Source organism: Paraburkholderia sp. BCC1876 (genome assembly GCF_902833695.1).
In the GTDB taxonomy this organism is placed as follows: Bacteria; Pseudomonadota; Gammaproteobacteria; order Burkholderiales; family Burkholderiaceae; genus Paraburkholderia.
The window spans coordinates 228,549-244,940 of the sequence record NZ_CADFGI010000006.1 but is presented as its reverse complement, the minus strand read 5'-3'; the positions used below and the strand labels follow the sequence as shown (position 1 = coordinate 244,940).

18 protein-coding genes are annotated in these 16,392 nt (G+C 66.7%); 10 read left to right on the top strand and 8 right to left on the bottom strand.

Going from position 1 to position 16,392, the window contains the following annotated elements:
• Positions 1–126: 126 nt before the first annotated feature.
• The 8 genes from sctT to HWY05_RS22870 are packed head-to-tail and all read right to left on the bottom strand — an operon-like array spanning position 127 to position 6,389.
• Positions 127–999 (bottom strand): type III secretion system export apparatus subunit SctT, encoded by an 873-nt coding sequence (gene sctT / locus HWY05_RS22905; protein WP_176059738.1) that lies wholly within the window; start codon positions 997–999, stop codon positions 127–129.
• Positions 996–1,520, bottom strand: coding sequence for a type III secretion protein HrpB7 (locus tag HWY05_RS22900; protein WP_176059737.1), 525 nt, complete (start codon positions 1,518–1,520; stop codon positions 996–998). The genes sctT and HWY05_RS22900 overlap by 4 nt, the downstream gene beginning before the upstream one ends.
• Positions 1,517–2,869, bottom strand: coding sequence for a type III secretion system ATPase SctN (gene sctN, locus HWY05_RS22895; RefSeq protein WP_035546630.1), 1,353 nt, complete (start codon positions 2,867–2,869; stop codon positions 1,517–1,519). The genes HWY05_RS22900 and sctN overlap by 4 nt, the downstream gene beginning before the upstream one ends.
• Positions 2,866–3,669 carry a type III secretion system stator protein SctL gene (sctL, locus tag HWY05_RS22890; RefSeq protein ID WP_176059736.1) on the bottom strand — a complete coding sequence of 268 codons (804 nt, stop codon included), beginning with the start codon at positions 3,667–3,669 and terminating at the stop codon, positions 2,866–2,868. The genes sctN and sctL overlap by 4 nt, the downstream gene beginning before the upstream one ends.
• Entirely contained in the window at positions 3,654–4,493 is an 840-nt protein-coding gene (locus tag HWY05_RS22885) for a type III secretion protein HrpB4 (RefSeq protein WP_176059735.1), read from the bottom strand. Before HWY05_RS22885 ends, sctL begins: the two co-directional genes overlap by 16 nt.
• An 18-nt stretch (positions 4,494–4,511) precedes the next feature.
• On the bottom strand, positions 4,512–5,342 hold the full coding sequence (gene sctJ, locus HWY05_RS22880) for a type III secretion inner membrane ring lipoprotein SctJ (RefSeq protein ID WP_176059734.1): 831 nt from the start codon (positions 5,340–5,342) through the stop codon (positions 4,512–4,514).
• A 22-nt stretch (positions 5,343–5,364) separates the two neighbouring features.
• Positions 5,365–5,760 carry a type III secretion protein HrpB2 gene (locus tag HWY05_RS22875; RefSeq protein WP_176059733.1) on the bottom strand — a complete coding sequence of 132 codons (396 nt, stop codon included), beginning with the start codon at positions 5,758–5,760 and terminating at the stop codon, positions 5,365–5,367.
• A gap of 14 nt (positions 5,761–5,774) precedes the next feature.
• Positions 5,775–6,389 carry an HrpB1 family type III secretion system apparatus protein gene (locus tag HWY05_RS22870; protein ID WP_176059732.1) on the bottom strand — a complete coding sequence of 205 codons (615 nt, stop codon included), beginning with the start codon at positions 6,387–6,389 and terminating at the stop codon, positions 5,775–5,777.
• Positions 6,390–6,673: 284 nt separating this feature from the next.
• Here HWY05_RS22870 and sctU point away from each other — a divergent pair, with 284 nt between their 5' ends.
• The 10 genes from sctU (at position 6,674) to HWY05_RS22820 (ending at position 16,343) form a co-directional block, all read left to right on the top strand.
• Entirely contained in the window at positions 6,674–7,804 is a 1,131-nt protein-coding gene (gene sctU / locus HWY05_RS22865; RefSeq protein WP_176059731.1) for a type III secretion system export apparatus subunit SctU, read from the top strand.
• A gap of 11 nt (positions 7,805–7,815) precedes the next feature.
• The gene (sctV, locus tag HWY05_RS22860) at positions 7,816–9,921 is read left to right on the top strand and encodes a type III secretion system export apparatus subunit SctV (RefSeq protein ID WP_035546638.1); all 2,106 of its coding nucleotides are present in this window, start codon (positions 7,816–7,818) and stop codon (positions 9,919–9,921) included.
• 10 nt (positions 9,922–9,931) lie between these two features.
• On the top strand, positions 9,932–10,663 hold the full coding sequence (gene sctP / locus HWY05_RS22855) for a type III secretion system protein SctP (protein WP_176059730.1): 732 nt from the start codon (positions 9,932–9,934) through the stop codon (positions 10,661–10,663).
• On the top strand, positions 10,660–12,174 hold the full coding sequence (gene sctQ, locus HWY05_RS22850) for a type III secretion system cytoplasmic ring protein SctQ (RefSeq protein WP_176059729.1): 1,515 nt from the start codon (positions 10,660–10,662) through the stop codon (positions 12,172–12,174). The genes sctP and sctQ overlap by 4 nt, the downstream gene beginning before the upstream one ends.
• On the top strand, positions 12,158–12,808 hold the full coding sequence (sctR, locus tag HWY05_RS22845; RefSeq protein WP_035546643.1) for a type III secretion system export apparatus subunit SctR: 651 nt from the start codon (positions 12,158–12,160) through the stop codon (positions 12,806–12,808). Before sctQ ends, sctR begins: the two co-directional genes overlap by 17 nt.
• Positions 12,809–12,833: 25 nt before the next feature.
• Positions 12,834–13,097, top strand: a complete 264-nt coding sequence (gene sctS, locus HWY05_RS22840; protein WP_035546645.1) for a type III secretion system export apparatus subunit SctS — start codon at positions 12,834–12,836, stop codon at positions 13,095–13,097.
• Between the two features lie 58 nt (positions 13,098–13,155).
• The gene (locus HWY05_RS22835) at positions 13,156–14,259 is read left to right on the top strand and encodes a hypothetical protein (RefSeq protein WP_176059728.1); all 1,104 of its coding nucleotides are present in this window, start codon (positions 13,156–13,158) and stop codon (positions 14,257–14,259) included.
• 155 nt (positions 14,260–14,414) lie between these two features.
• On the top strand, positions 14,415–15,707 hold the full coding sequence (locus HWY05_RS22830) for a hypothetical protein (protein ID WP_035546648.1): 1,293 nt from the start codon (positions 14,415–14,417) through the stop codon (positions 15,705–15,707).
• Positions 15,708–15,758: 51 nt separating this feature from the next.
• Positions 15,759–16,007, top strand: coding sequence for a hypothetical protein (locus tag HWY05_RS22825; RefSeq protein ID WP_035546650.1), 249 nt, complete (start codon positions 15,759–15,761; stop codon positions 16,005–16,007).
• Between the two features lie 168 nt (positions 16,008–16,175).
• Complete coding sequence (locus tag HWY05_RS22820; protein WP_176059727.1) at positions 16,176–16,343, top strand: hypothetical protein; 168 nt, start codon at positions 16,176–16,178, stop codon at positions 16,341–16,343.
• Positions 16,344–16,392: the final 49 nt, after the last annotated feature.

Below are 16,392 nucleotides of genomic sequence, written 5' to 3'. Positions count from 1 at the left end.
GCGGATCGAGCAAAATTTCAATTAATCTGACATTCCCGGCGTGTTTGAGAAGGTTTGAGTTTTGCCGCGATCTCGCTGCGATGCAGCGATTTATGCGGTACGTCATGCAACATTCTCAACGCAAGCTCAAGGATGGTTCGTCGGCGCAGCGGTATCCGGCGTGTGCGGTGTTGGCGATGCATCCGGCGTCTTCGTCGAATCCGACAGCACGCGAAACTCCGCAGCGAGACCGCGCAAGGTGACCTGGTCGCGCACCTGATCGACGAAGACGCCGACGAACAGCGCCAGCATCAGTACTGTGACCGCGCCCTTGACCGGCTGACTGAGCGTCATCAGGTCGAGCTTCGAGGCGGACTTCGCGGCAAAGCCAAAAGCGAAGTCGATCAGCAGCAGAATAAACATCATCGGCGCCGCGAGCTTGGCGACGGTTTGCATCAGCGTATCCGTCTGCGCGAGTACGAACGATTCGAGAATGTTCGACACATTCGGCGCCGCCGAGACGATCGGCCACCAGTGATACGACTCGTACAGTGTGCCGAGCAGAAACGTCATGCCGCCGAGCGCCCAGAACGCCACCGAGGCAATCTGCCCGAGCAGCGTGGCGGTCGGCGTGGATTGTTCCTGGCGCGTGGGGTTGGTGATCTGCACGTTGTTGTAGCCCGTCAGATCGTCGATATACGTGCCCGCGCCTTCCGCGACCCAGAACACGATTGAAGCCGCAAAGCCGATCACCAGTCCGATCAGCGCCTCGCGCAAACCGACTTCGAGCAGCATCACGCCGTGCAGCGATTGCATGAACGCGACGGGCTGACCGTAGGCCACGTAAGAGCTGAACAGCAGCACGACCGCGTTGCGCACCACGCCTTGCAGCAGACCGTCGGCGGTCGGCGGAAAGATGAACATCACGATAAACAACCGCAGCGAGCACACGCCGATCAGCGTGATGTAGCCGACCAGCAGCGCGCCGAGTTGCGGCAGCGCGGAGGCAATGTCGTTCATGCGTGCGCCCCACGTGCGTTAAAGCGTCGGGCGAGCGCGGTTTCTTCGGCCTCTTCGTCGCTCGCGTCGCTCTCGGCGTTGTCCTGCGCGCGGCGAATCTCACGAATGCGCTCGCCGCACAGATCGATGCGGCCTTGATTCAACGCGATCTCGCGTTGCGTCTGCGCAATCGCGGCAAGATTCGCCTGCACGGCGGCTTCCGCCTGCGCGAGTTCCGCGTCGAGCAGGCGCAGCCGGTCGTTCACCACGCCGAGATACAAGCGGCAATTATTGAGGTCGTCGAGCGAGAACGGCTCGGTGCCCGTCATCATGCCGTCCACGCGATGCTCGTAAAAGCGCAGCACGCCGGTTTCGTGCGCGAGCTGTTCCTGCTTCGCGTCGCGCGCGGCTTCGAGTGGCGCCTGGGCATGACGCTGCGCTGAGAGCGTCGCCCGCAAGGTCTCGTCGAGACGGCGACGCCGCGTGCACGATCGCTCCAGCGCGACAATGCGCCGCTGCTGCATGCCTTTCGATGCGCTCATCGGCCGAACCCGCTCAGGTCGTAGAGCTGCGCCTCGGTGTCCTGCGGCGCCGCGTAATCGCCGGTGCGCTGCGACAGGAACGCCTTGATCGCGTCGGCCTTGGCAATCGCCTCATCGGCCAGCGCGTTCATGCCCGGCTGGTATTCGCCGATCTGCAACAGCATCTCGACTTCGCGATGCTTCGCCATCAATTCGCGGATCCGCGCGGCCGCCTGCACGTAATCGTCCGGCACGACCTGGGGCATCACACGCGACAAACTGCCGAGCACGTCGATGGCCGGATACTGATTCTTCGCCGCGATCTCACGCGACAGGATCATGTGGCCGTCGAGAATCCCGCGCACTTCTTCGGCGATCGGATCGCTGCCGCTGTCGTCTTCGGCGAGCACGGTGTAGAGCGCCGTGATCGAACCGGTTTCGCCCATCCCCGCGCGTTCCAGCAGGCGCGGCAATTCGGCGAAGATCGACGGCGGAAAGCCGCGCCGCGCGGGCGGCTCGCCGGCGGCGAGGCCGATCTCGCGGCCGGCGCGCGCGAAGCGCGTCAGCGAGTCCATCATCAGCAGCACGCGCTGGCCGCGGTCGCGAAAGTATTCGGCAATCGCGGTCGCGACATAGGCCGCCTTCGCGCGCTCCATCGACGAGCGGTCCGAGGTGGCGCACACCACCACCGAACGCGCCATGCCCTCCGGCCCGAGAATCAACTCGACGAACTCGCGCACTTCGCGGCCGCGTTCGCCGATCAGCGCGATCACGTTGACATCGCACGAAGCACCGCGCGCGAACATGCCCAGCAAGGTACTTTTGCCGACGCCGGCCGGCGCGAAAATCCCCATCCGCTGCCCTTCGGCCAGCGTCATCATGGCGTCGACCACGCGCACGCCGGTGGGCAACGGCGCGTCGATCATGCGACGGCTCATCGGCTCGGGCGGCGCGGCGAAAATCGGCCGCAGCGTGTCGGACTCAATCGGCGGGCCGCCGTCCACGGGTTCGCCGAGGCTGTCGATCACGCGGCCGAGCAGCATGTCGCCCACTTTGACGGAGAGCGGGCGGCCGAGGCCGATTACCTGGGTCGAACGCGAAATGTTTTCGAGCCGCGAGAACGGCGACAACAGCGCGACGTCGCGGGTAAAACCGATCACCTCGGCAAGCTGCAGCAAGGTGCCGTTCGCCGCGCGCAACTCGCACAGTTCACCGAGCGACAGATCGAGCCCAGCGACCTTGATCAGCGTGCCGATCACTTCGAGCACTTTGCCGGTCCGCGTCACGCCCGGCTCGGCCAGAATCTCGCGCTCGATCTCGTCGGTGAGCCGGTCGAAATCGACCGTGCCCGTCAGCCACGGCGTGCTCATGCGGCGTCCTCGTCAATGCGCGCGTCGGCCACGCTGTCGGGCGGCGGCGCTTCACCTTGCGCGTCGGCCACTTCCACCGAACGCTTCAATGCACGCGACACCGCGCTGCGCATGGCGCGCAATTGCGTGTCGAGACTGGCGTCGACGGTGCCGAAGTCGGATTCGCAAACGCAACTGCCGGGTTCGAGCCGTTTATCGGCGATCACCGACAGCGGAATCGGCTGGCCGAGATCGCGCCAGCGCGAGGCAAGCCGGTCGAAGGTCGCTTTGGCTTCGGTGTAGTCGTCGGGGTGCACGGCCACGCGCAGATAGGTCGCGCCTTCCACGATGCGATCGACCGTGGCGAGCGCCCGCTCGAACAACGCTTCGTGACGCTCCACCCGCACGATCTGCTCGACCGCCGACGCAACGATCTGCGCCAGCCGCTCGCGCATGCGAATCTGCAACTGGCTCTGCGCATCGGCCACGTCGGCGAGGCGCTGCATCCAGTCGGCCAGCGCACGATCGCAGCCGTCGCGATAGCCCTGCTCGCTGGCGGTGTCGTAATCGCGCTGCGCCTGCGCCGCGATCTCGGCGGCCTGCGCATGCCCGGCGTCAACGATGCGTGCGGCTTCGTCGCGCGCGTCGGCCAGCAAGGCCTCGCGCTCGACGGCGAGCGCGGCATAGGCTGCGTCGATCGAGACCAGTTCACCGAAGGTCGCGCGCGGAATCACATCCGTCGACGCGCCGACGCGCGCGACCCATCGCTCGGCATCGTTCTCGCCAAAAGCGGAGCGCGCGTGCTTTAACCAAATAGCCATGCAAACTCCGGTAGCAGATCGGACAGACGCGCGAAGAGGCGCGCCGAGCCGGGGGCATCGAGCGCCGCGGGCACGGCGGCGAGCCAGGCCGGCGCGGGCAGCACGCGCGGCAACGCGAGCCGCAGTAACGGGAACGGCAGGCGGTTTGCCTCGCCGACCACGTGCCGCGTGTGCCCGGTGTGCCCCACCTGCCCCGCGTACATTCCCTGCGTGTCATGCATGCCTTGTACTGCACTCGCGCTGCCCAGATCGCGCAATAACAACGCGCAGCCTTCGACGGCAAGCGCGTTCGCATCCAGCGCGGTCAGCGGCGGCATCGCCGCGCGCGTGGCGAGACGCGCGATATCGGGCGCGTCGGCCAGATGCGCGTCCTGCGTGAGACGGTCGACGCCGACGCCGGTCCACTCCGCCAGCAGCGAGCGTGTGCGTTTGTCGATCAGACGGCGTGCTTCCGCGCGCCGGAACGACAATGCGCGCATGCACAGCACCTGCAACGCGTGCCGCACCGGCAACACGTCGAGCAGCACGGCGTTCGGTTGAGCCGCGCCGGAGGCCGACGGCTTGAGCGCGGTGTGCGTCAGCGCGGCGAATGAAGGGGGTTTAACGCCCGCGGCATCGGCGAGCGCCAGCGAACAGGTTTCGACGGCCGCTGCACCGGCGCGCTCGAGCGCGCCGCGCCAGGCTTCCAGTTGCGTAACGTCGGCGTCGAGCAACGCGGCGCTCCACGACGGATCGGCCCAACGGGCCACGCTGGCAAGGTTACGGCGGTACGCATCGAGCGCCGCGGCCATGCGTTGAAAAGGCAGATCGGTCGGCGCATTCATCGTAGCCGCGTCGCCCGCTCAGTTCGCGGGTCGCAAGCGGCGCAGACGCGCCAGCAATCCGCCCAACCGGCCGCTCGCCGCACCCTCGCCACCGGCCGCGTCGGCACCCGGCCGCCCGGCCAGCACGCCACGACGCGCCAGCACCAGCAGCGCGGTGGCAGCCAGCACCACGGCGCCCGCCAGCACGCCCAGCAGCCATGCCGGCATGCCGTTGCTCTGCGGCTGTTGCGAGTATTCGACCGGGTCGGCCGCGACGGCGGTGACGCTGACCTGATCGTAGGTGAGGCCCTCGACGCTGTGCATCACCAGCGTCTTGATCTGCGGCACCAGGGCGCCGATATCGGAATCGCGCCGGTACTTGATGAACACCGCCGCCGACGAAGGCTTGATGGTCTGCGCGAGCGGATCGTTGTTCGGCAGCACGATCTGCACGCGCGCGACCAGCACGCCGTCAATCTTCGAGAGCGTGGACGACAACTCCTGCGACGTGCCGTAGATGAAGCGCACGCGCTCCTCGGTCGGCGTCGAGACGAGGCCGTCCTTCTTGAACAGCGCGCCGAGGTCGTCGAACTTGCTGTGCGGCAAACCGCGCGCGCGCAATGCCTCCATGGCACGCACCATCTGCGTATCGTCGACGTCGAGCGACCAGGTCTTGCCCGCGTCCGAGGTGTCCTTGGACGCGTCCACGCCGCGTTCGAGCAGCGCCACCACCATCTCGTTGACGTCCTGTTCCGACAGATTGCCGTACAGCTCCTTCTTGCAGCCGCTGAGCGCGATGCACAGCGCAAGCACGCAAAGCAACGGCGCGGCGCGGCGGCTGGCTCGCGCAGTGGGCAATCGGTCGAACATGGTGGCGGCGTCCGTGGCAGCGTTACTGGTTCTTCATCAGCGTTTCGATCGCCGACTTCGACGAATCCACCACGCCCATCTTCGCTTCCAGATCGAGCTGCGTGCTGGCGAGTTCGAGCGTCATGCGAATGGTGCCGGCGCTCATCTCGTTCATCGTCATGGTCGGCGCCTGCTGCGCCAGTTGCAGCGCGTCGTTGACGGTGTGTTGCAGCTCGGCGTCCTGGCTCGCGACCAGCTTCGAGGCGACCGCGGTGCCGTCCTGCTGCGGCGTGGCGGGCGCGCTCATCTGCCCCTTCTGCATCAGCGACTGGAACTTGTCGGCCAGTTCGGGCGAAGTCTGCGCGGCGGGCGCGGCCGCGCCTTCCGACATCTGATCGAGCGACGCCTGCAAGGCGGTCGTGGTGGCATTGACGGTCATGTGCGACTCCGCGATCAGGCGCGCAGGAAGGACTGGCTCGCGTAGTCGAGCGGCGCGGGCGTGGCCGCCACCGCGGCATGCGCGACCGGCTCCGCAGTGCCGGCGGCTGGCGTGGCTTCGGCGCCTTCAGCGGTCTCGGCGTCGAACTCCGCCAGCGCCTCGCACGATTTCGGCGTGACGAACTGGCCGCCCGCGCGCTTGACCTTCATCGCGTTGAGCAGATCCTCGCGGGCTTCGAGCGCGCGCACCAGCGACTGCGTATCGCGGGTCGGATTGTCGGCCATGGCTTCGGCCGCGCACTGCTTCCAGTCGGGGTCGCCCTTGGCGGACAGACAGAAGGCGAGCAGCGCCTTGGCGTAGCCGAAGCGCGGCGCGTTTTCGCCGACCTGGCGCAGCACGTGAATGGCGTCGTCCCAGTGGCCGCGCACCATGTGCAGGATGCCGTCGAGCGTATCGATTTCGGCGACGCGCGGACGCAGCACGCGCAGCGCGTCGAGCACGAGCTCGATGTCGTACGGATCGGCCGACACTTTCGGGAAGTGGCTAAGCAAGGCGGTCGAGACGGTTTCGATCAGGCCGCCGACGACATCGGGGCTGCAGTTCAGGTAATCCGGCGTGCTGACGGTCATGGCGATGGGCTCCTGACGGAAGCGTTGAAATCGACCCTGCGGGTTGCAGCAGGTCGGGAAGGATGACGCAAACATAGCAACCGCCGCGCGGCGGGCAACGCCCGGATGCGAAGTCGCCGCACCGGATGCGAAGCCGCACGGGTGCTTCGCGCTGCGTGCGGCCGCTTCGCCTCGCCCGGCGCGCGTGAGCGGCGCGAGCGCTATCGTCAGGCGGGGTCTCAAGCGCCCTCCCACGGCACGCGCAGCGTCCGCCCACTGCCCTCTCCCATCGCGACCGAGCCGACATGAGCGACGAAAAAACCGAAGAGCCAACCCAGAAAAAGCTGCGGGACGCGCGCAAGGAAGGACAGGTGTCCCGCAGCAGCGATCTGACCGATTCGATCTCGATGTCGGCGGTCGTGCTGTTGCTGATGGCGGGCGCGAGCCACTTCAGCGACGCGATGCGCGAAGCGGTGCTGATCGCCACGGGTTTCGTGGACGGCGATCATTCGCTGACCAATATGCAGACCCAGTTGTACACGCTCGGCGGCCTTGCGCTCTCGGCGATCGTGCCGTGCGTGTGTATCGCGGCGCTCGCCGCGATTGCCGGTTCGATCGGCCAGGTCGGCATGCAGATCGCCACCAAGCCGATCACGCCCGACCTGAAAGCCGTCAGTCCGATGGGGGGCCTCAAGAAGATCTTCTCGGTGCGCACGCTGATCGAGTGCGCGAAGATGATCGTCAAGGCGGCGATCGTGTTCTGCGTGATGTGGCAGACCATCAAATGGCTGTTTCCGCTGATCGTCGGCTCGCTTTATCAGCCACTGCCGGGACTGGTGCGGATGTTCTGGGCGTTGCTGATCAAGCTGTTCATGGTGGCCGCGGCGGTGTTCGTGCTGGTCGGCGCCGCGGACGTCAAGCTGCAGAGCTTCATGTTCCTCAAGAAGATGAAGATGTCGAAAGACGAGGTCAAACGCGAGCACAAGAATCAGGAGGGCGATCCGCGCATCAAGGGGGAACGGCGGCGCCTTGCGCGTGAGATTCTGAACTCGCCGCCGCAGTCGAAAGTGGGCATGGCCAACATGATGGTGGTCAATCCCACGCACTACTCGGTCGCCGTGCGCTACGCCCCCGACGAGCATCCGCTGCCGCGCGTGATCGCCAAGGGCATGGACGAAAGCGCGGCCGCATTGCGCCGTGCGGCGCGCGATGCGGGCGTGCCGATCATCGGTAATCCGCCGGTGGCGCGCGCGCTGTACAAGGTCGGTCTCGATGAGCCGATTCCCGAAGAACTGTTCGAGACCGTCGCGGCGATTCTGCGCTGGGTCGAATCGATCGGCGCGCGGCGCTCGGCAGGCATGCCGGCGTTCGACGACGATGCCGCGTCGTCCGCTTCCTCGCACGACGCCAGCGCCCCGCCGCCCGCCCTCCACTGACGAGACCCACCATGCTGAAGACACTGAAACTTCCTGCCGGCGGCGAGATTGGCATCGTCGCCCTGATCGTCGCGATCATTTCGCTGATGATCCTGCCGCTGCCGCCGACGCTGATCGACATTCTGCTCGGCGTGAACATCGCGATCAGCGTGACCTTGCTGATGGTGACGCTGTACGTGCCCGACGTGGTGTCGTTGTCGGCGTTCCCCTCGCTGCTGCTGTTCACGACGCTCTACCGGCTGTCGCTGAACATCGCGTCGACCAAGTCGATTCTGTTGCATGCCGAAGCGGGGCACATCATCGAGAGTTTCGGCGAGCTGGTGGTGGGCGGCAATCTGGTGGTCGGGCTGGTGGTGTTCGTGATTATCACCACGGTGCAGTTCATCGTGATCGCCAAGGGTTCGGAGCGGGTCGCGGAAGTCGGCGCGCGCTTCACGCTCGACGCGCTGCCCGGCAAGCAGATGAGTATCGACGCCGACCTGCGCGCCAATCTGCTGAGCGCCGAGGAAGCTCGCCGCAAGCGCGCGACCCTCGCCGTGGAAAGTCAGTTGCACGGCGGCATGGACGGCGCGATGAAGTTCGTCAAGGGCGACGCGATCGCCGGCCTGATCATCACGATGATCAATATCGTCGCGGGGATTGCGGTGGGCGTGGCGTATCACAACATGAGCGCGGGCGAAGCGGCGAACCGCTTTTCGATTCTGTCCGTGGGCGATGCGATGGTGTCGCAGATTCCGTCGCTGTTGCTCTCGGTCGCGGCCGGCGTGATGATCACGCGCGTTGCCGACGAGCGGCAGGCGAAACCCGCTTCGCTCGGCGATGAAATCGGCCGCCAGCTCGGCTCCAGTTCGCGCGCGCTGTATTTCGCGGCGGTGCTGCTGCTCGGCTTTGCGGCGGTGCCGGGCTTCCCCGCCGCGCTGTTCCTGCTGCTGGCCGGCTCGCTGGCGTTCACCGCGTGGCGGCTGGACGCGAAGAAGCCGCAGCAAAGCAGCCACGAACGCGAGTCACTGCACGCCATGCAACGCTCGGGTTCGAAGATCGACGTGCCGGTCATTCTGGCGCGCGCGCCGCAATTCACCTGCCCGCTCGGCGTGCGGATCGCCCCCGACCTCGTGGCCCGGCTCACCATGCCGGCGCTCGACAAGTCGTTCGAAAGCGAACGCGCGCGGCTGCAGGAAGAACTCGGGCTGCCGTTTCCCGGCATCACCATGTGGACCTATGCGGCGCTGCCGGCGTCCACCTGTCAGATTCTCGTGCACGACGTGCCGCAACGGACTATCGAACTGCCCGCCGGCAAGGTGATGTTGCCCGAAGCGAGCCGCCTCGCCCATTCGGCCGCCGCCGTCACGCTGACGGCCGAGGAAAGCGCGGCGCTGGACGCGCTCGTCGCGCAAGCCGAAGCCGGTCCGCCGATCGATCCGAGCGGTGCGCCGACGCGCTGGCTCGAAGAGCGCGCGGTGCCGCCGAAAACGCCGGTATGGCGCGCGGAACAGGCCATCGCGCATGCGTGCGTCGCACTCATGCGCCGCCACGCGCCGCTGTTTCTCGGCATCCAGGAAGTGCAGTGGATGCTCGACCAGCTCGCGACCGACTATCCGGGTCTGGTCGCCGAAGTGCAGAAGGTCCTGCCGCCGCAACGGATTGCCGACGTGCTGCGCCGCTTGCTCGAAGAACAGATTTCGATCCGCAACGTCCGCACGATCATGGAAAGCCTGATCACCTGGGGACCGAAAGAAAAAGACATGCTAATGCTGACCGAGTACGTACGCGGCGATCTCTCGCGCTTTCTCGCGCATCGGGCGGCGAGCGGCGAGCGGACCTTGTCGGCGGTGCTGTTCGACATGCCAGTCGAGCAGCATATTCGTCAGTCGATCAAGCAGACGCCCACCGGCAATTTCCTCGCGTTGCCGCCGGATGAAGCCACCTTGCTGATCGACAAGATCCAGTCGTTCGTGGGCGCGACGCCGCGCGAGGGCGTGGCGTTGGTGACGTCGATGGATATTCGCCGTTACGTGCGGCGCATGATCGAGGCGCGCCTGAGCTGGCTCGCGGTGTATTCGTACCAGGAACTCGGCGAGCACGTCGAGCTGCGGCCGCTCGGCCGCGTGTCGATCTGAGGCCACGGCAATGACGCATATCGTGTCGCGCCACGTGCGCGTGATTCCAGGCGAGCAGGACAACGGCCCACCCGACGACGACGCGGCTGCGCGTTCGGCGTCACGCGGTCGTGGTTTCGACTACGCGTCGCTGCTCGGGCGCCGGCGTGCCGTGCTGCGGCTGAATCATCAGGCCGATTCGGGCACCAATACCGGCGCCGGCTCGCAGAACGATCACCCTGCGGACGATGCCGAAGCCGCCGGGCATGCATCGGCCCCAGCCGCGCCGCGCCCGTTCTTTTCTCACGAAGACGGTAACGGTCCGCAAGCGGCTGAAGACTCTGCGGGTTCCAGTGCGAATGGCATAGCGGGCGCTGGCAATACGCTCCAAACCGAACGCCTCGCGATCGGCTCGCGCGTCGAAGACGCCGCGCAGCCCGTGGTCTCCGCCGTCTATCGGCAGCAGCAGCGCTTCGTGCAATTGCTCGGCTCGCTGGCGCGCGAGATCGGCGCGTTCTGCGGCGATCCGTCGATTGCCGAAGCGGGCAACTGGGAAGTGCAACTGCCGCTCGATCAGAAACTGCTGCCGCAGACCACGCTGTATCTGACGCTTTCGCGTTTCAGTCTGCAGCTTCGGTTCGACACGACGGATACCGTCGCGAGGCAATTACTCTTGGAACACAGCGCACTGCTCGAGCGAGAACTCGACACCTTGCTGCGCGCGTGGGGTGAAGCCCGCGACATCGAACTCACTGTCTGGTGACAGATTCTCTGCGCATGATCTATCCGCTCGACGAGCCGACGACCGAAGACGAAGCCATCGCCGATCCGCACGCGGCCGGTGAGCGTGCGCGCACGACGGAATCGGCAGGGTTGTCGGGCGAGGCGGTGCGTGGTGAGACGCGGCTAACGGCGAGTGCTACACCTGCGGTCGCGGCGACAGCCACGGCGACGGTCTCGGCGCACGCTGCCGATTCCAATTCCGCTTCCGGCGAGACGCACGACGCGCCGATCGCGCCGCTGACCATGCCAGCTATCACACGCGCCGCTGCACGGGTTACGCGAACCGTCTGCGATACGCGTCTGGCCGGTCATCTGCGCACGACGCTCGGTATCACAGAATGGCAAGCGTCGCCGACCGACACGCGCAGCTTCGATGCCTCGTACGTGGACGCCGGTGTCGTCGACCTGACGCTCGCTTCGCCTGACGGCGGCGCACCGGTCAGCCTGCATCTGGCGCTCGATCTGCATGCCTATCCGGCGCTGTCGATCGCCGCGTGGCCGGACAGCGACGCGCTGAGCGCGAAGCCGCCCGCCGATGCCGCCTTGCGCCAGGCCGTGGCGGGCGTCGTGCTGGAGCCGCTGCTCGCGCGACTCACTAGCGCCGGTTTCAAGGACGCACGCGTCGCCGATGTGCGCCGTGGACGTCTCGACACTACGCGTCCGGTGCGCGAGCACATGGCCGGGACTCATGCCGCCCAGCCCGTCGCCGCACCGGTAATCGCGCTGTCGTTCGTGCTCGCCGGGCGCCACTATCAGGCCGCGCTGCGCGCGCCCACCGCGTGCTACGACCTGCTCGACCGACTACTGCATAGCAACGCTGCGGCGCAGGCTTCGAGCACCGCTAGCGTCTCCGCCGTCACCGCCAACACCGATCCGCGCACCGCCTTCGCGTCAGACGATCAGCCGCCTTATCCCGCCGTCGATCTCGACGTGCCGGGCAGCCTGATCCTCGGCGTCAAGCGCCTGCCGGTGGACACGCTGCATGCGCTCGAACCCGGCGACGTGCTGTTGCGCGCCACCTTTCCCTCGCTCGATGCGGCGCAGTCCGGCACATCGCACAACCTTTCTGCGCCCCGCGCGCGGCTGCGTGCCGTTGCCGCGTGGGGAACCCCCGGGCTCACCCGTGTGTGCGCCGCTGTGGAAATCGACGGGCAATCGCTCGTCATCGTCAAGGAGCCGAACATGTCAGAAGAGCTGGACCCGGCGAGCGCCGACGCCGGGCTCGCCATCGACGACCCCGCCGATCCGATCCGGATCGGTGAGCTCGAGCTGCCCGTGCAGTTCGAGATCGATACGGTGGCACTACCGCTCGCCCAGTTGTCGGCGCTCGGCCCAGGTTATGTGCTCGAACTGCCCGTCCCTGCGGCAGACGCCCAATTGCGGCTCGTCGCGCATGGCCAGACCATCGGCTATGGCGAGCTGGTGACGGTCGGCGAGCATCTCGGTATCCGCATCATTCGCATGGCGCATAGGCATGGTCCAATTCAGTGATATCACCGGGCTGCTGCTGGTCGTCGTCGCGATCAGCCTGCTGCCCTTCGTTGCAATGGTTGTCACCTCTTACGCGAAGATCGTCGTCGTGCTGGGGCTGTTGCGCAATGCGCTCGGCGTGCAGCAGGTGCCGCCGAACATGGTGCTCAACGGCATTGCGATTCTCGTCTCCATCTACGTGATGGCGCCGATCGGCATGCTCGCCGCGAAAACGCTCGAAGGCCAGCAACTCGCGACGCAGCCGTCGCAAGCGCTGATCCAGGCGTTCGGCGCGGCGCGCGAGCCGTTCCGCGCGTTTCTCGTCAAGCACACCAACGAGCGCGAGAAGCGTTTCTTCCTGCGCTCGGCGTCCGTGGTGTGGCCGAAGGAAGAAGCCGCGCAGATCAAGGAAGACGATCTGATCGTGCTCGCGCCCGCCTTCACGCTGACGGAAATGACCGACGCGTTCAAGATCGGCTTTCTGCTGTACATCGCGTTTATCGTGATCGATCTGATCATCGCGAACGTGCTGCTCGCGATGGGCCTGAACCAGGTCACGCCGACCAACGTCGCGATTCCGTTCAAGCTGCTGCTGTTCGTGGTGATGGACGGTTGGTCGACGCTGATTCACGGCCTCGTGATGTCCTACAAATAGCGCGGACTTGCCTTCGGAGATCCAGATGGAAATCGATTCGCTGATCCGCTTCACGACCGAAGGCATGTTGCTGTGCCTGACCGTGTCGCTGCCGGCGGTGATCGTCGCGGCCGTGGTCGGCCTCGGCGTGTCGTTCCTGCAAGCGATCACGTCGATGCAGGATCAAACCTTGTCGCACGCGGTCAAGCTGATCGCGGTGACGGTGGTGATCGTGGTCGCCGCGCCGCTTTCGTGCGCGGCGATTCTGCACTTCGCCAACGAAATGATGCAGGCCGCCGTGCCGCTGTGAAGCGGTCCGCGCGGCCCACCCTGTCCACCCGAGCAGGCCAATTTGCGAGGCGATCGATATGAGCCGCATCTCTCATCAGGGTAACGACGCGGCTGCGGCGCACGCGCAGCACACTGCGGACGCGCAGCAGAAATCGGCCAATGCGCAAGGCGCGCGCAACGGCGCGCAGTTCGCGGCGCTGTATCGCGGCACCACCAATTTCACGTATGGGTCGGACGCGCAGCGCGGACCCTCGGTCAGTTCGGTGCGCGCGAAACGCATGGCCGACCAGTTGGCGCGCAAGCGTCGCGCGGCCAAAAAACAGCGCAGCAATGGCGCCGGTCTCGACGACGACGGCCCGGACGACGCCGAAGCGAATCACGCTGAAGGCCACAAAGTGAACCGCGACGGCGGTGGACGCGGCGGCGGCGGTGGCCATTCGCAAGGCGATCACGGCGACGAGCACGGCACCGGCACGGCGCCCGCGATCAAGGCGCGCGGCGATCGCGGCGCGGTGCCTCCGCCGCCGTCCGGCCGGCTCGACGCGGTCGCCGCACAGTACGCGCAGCCGGGTCAGGAAGGCGCACGCGCCGCCGCGGTGCGCGACGCTTGGCGCGGCGACATGCTGAGCCTGCGCGAGCAACTCGCCGCGAATCCGCAGATGCCGCTCGACGCGCGCGTGCTTGAACAGTCGATCGATCTGCTCGGTGTGCAGCAACGCATCGGCGGTATTTCGGCGGCGCTGCCGGGGGCGAATTCCGGCGTGGCCGCATTGCGCGAGCATGCGGGCGGAGCGGGCGCTCAAGGGGTAACGCGGCTGCCGCCGCCTGAGCGCGTGCAGCGCTTCAACCTGCTGTTTCCGTTGTTGTGGCTGCACGCGGATAAACCTGCCACGGCGACGCAACGCGGACGGTCGATCGATACGTTGTGCGGGCTGCGCGGTGGTGTGCTTGGGCGGACGATTGGCGGGGCGGCGGGTGCATCTGGTGCATCTGGTGCATCTGGTGCATCTGGTGCATCTGGTGCATCTGGTGCAGCCGGTGCATCTGGTGCATCCGGTGCCTCTGGTTCATCCAGCACATCCGGCGCGCCGGGCGCAGCCGACCGGTCCGCCACCGACAGCAACGCATCCAGCATTGCCCCGCCGTCCCCGCGCCGCGCCTTTCCAGGCGGCCGCCGCTAGCCGTTTGCGGCGCGGCTTCGCATCCCATGCGACGCCTTCGCATCCTCCCGGCGGCACGCCACATCGCGCGGCTACATTAAAGACGATCGAGCCGGCCGAGCCGCGCAACCCGCGCGCTCCTCCGGCGTCCCTCCCACCCACCCTGTGCGAGCACGATGAAACTGCTGCGGATACTGACGGGCGTTCACGCGGGAGCGCAGTTGCAGCTCACGCCGGGCACGCATCGCGTCGGCGCCGACGACGATGCCGACATCCGCCTCACCGACTGGCGCGGCGCGGATGCGCTGCTGCACGTCGACGCGAGCGGCGTGGTCAGCGCGCAGCGCGTCACCGTCTCTGAAGCGCAGTTGGCAACGACCGCGGACGGCCAGGCCACCGCGCCGCTTGCGGGCGAGGAAGTAGTGCTGCTGGTGGACTTCGTACCGATGCAATTCGACGACATGATCCTCTGCATCGGCGCGGACGACGCGGCATGGCCATCCGATCTCGACCTGCTGTCGATGTTGCTGGCGCGTCCCGCCGAAGCGCGTTTCGCGGCCGAACGCAAGAAGCGACGCCGTTACGTGGGCGCCGTGGCGGCGTGCTTCGTGCTGGGTATCGTGATCGTCGCGGGCTCGCTGCTGACCACCACGCAGATGAGCCGCGCCGCCCTGCCGCGCAATGCCGACGACCGCGCGCAACGCGTTAGCGAGGCGCTGGCCGCGGCCCATCTGAGCGGCCTGCAGGCGCACGCGGTCGGCAGCACGGTGGTGGTCACCGGCATGGTCACGAGCCCCGCCGACGACGACGCCGTGCGCACTCTGCTGGCGCGCATCGCGCCGAGCGGCATGGCGCGCAACTACGACGTCGCGCAGAACGACGCGCGCAGCATCGAGGATTCGTTGGGCGTGGCGGGCGCGCATGTCCGCTATCTCGGCGACGGCAACTTCGCGATCACCGGCGCCGTCAGCAGCCGCGCCGATCTCGACGCCGCGCTCGCGCGGGTGCGCGCCGATCTGGATCCGAACGTGAAAAACATCGTGGTGCAGGTGGCGGAAAACGGCAATGTCGTCGCGGGCAGCGCGGCGCCCGCGTCGTATTCCGAAATGATTTCCTCCGACGACGTCCGCTACGCGCAGACACCGGACGGCGTCAAACATATTTACGCCGTCGACCCGCCCGCGTCGGATAGCGAGGCGAATGTGGGCGGTGCGGCGACGGCGAATGTCAATGTGAATGCGAGCGCGAATGCCAACGCCAACGCGAGCGTCAATAAAAGCGCCAATGCCAACGCGGCGCTGAACGGCAAGGCCAACCCGAACAACACCGCCAACGTCGCGAACACAACAAACACCACCAACACCGCAATCGTCGACAACGACACCGTCACCCGCAGCGCGGCCGGCGTCGTGCCGCTGCCGAACCCCGCGACATTGCCATCGGCTCAACCCCACGGTCCGGCAAGCTGACCCTAAGGTGACCCGTCAACCGCCCTTGCCCCGTTCAATCAGGAGATCGACATGTACGAGCAGCTCGAAGCCCACGCCAGCGAATTCAATGATTTGCAGAAGACCCTCGCCGATCCGGCCGGCGCGCCGACCGTGGACGCGATTCGCCAGTCGCTCGAAGCGACCGCGCAGCGGATCAGCGACACGCAGGGCGCCACCGACCTCGATCGCAACAATCTGGCCAAGCTGTATCGCGGCTTTCTCGCTGCGTCGCGCGTGATCGCGCGGCTGCAGGAAAAACAGGCCGGCGCGCACGCCTGACAGGGCGGCGCAATGGCTCACCGACTCACCGACGCACCGGTACAGCAGCGGCCGGCGCGACGGGCAACGCGCTTGTCGCGGCGGCATGGCTCTCCTGAGCAGCCGACGCGACGGCAGGTCTCGATGTAGGCCACTCCCACTCTTTATCCCTAGTCACTGGAGGTTCTTATGTCCGTAGGAAGCGCAGGCGGAATGATGGCTGGTCTCACGCAGGAAATGGACCAGATGACGATGCAGTCCGCCCAACTGCAAGTTGAGCAGAGCATGTATTCATCGGTGGCGAACATTGCGAAGAGCGGTGCGAGCAACGTCAAGGATGCGTCGCGCGGCAGCTAAGCGTCGCTGACGCGGGCCGCTCGCCGACGGCGGCGGTTCGCATGCGGCC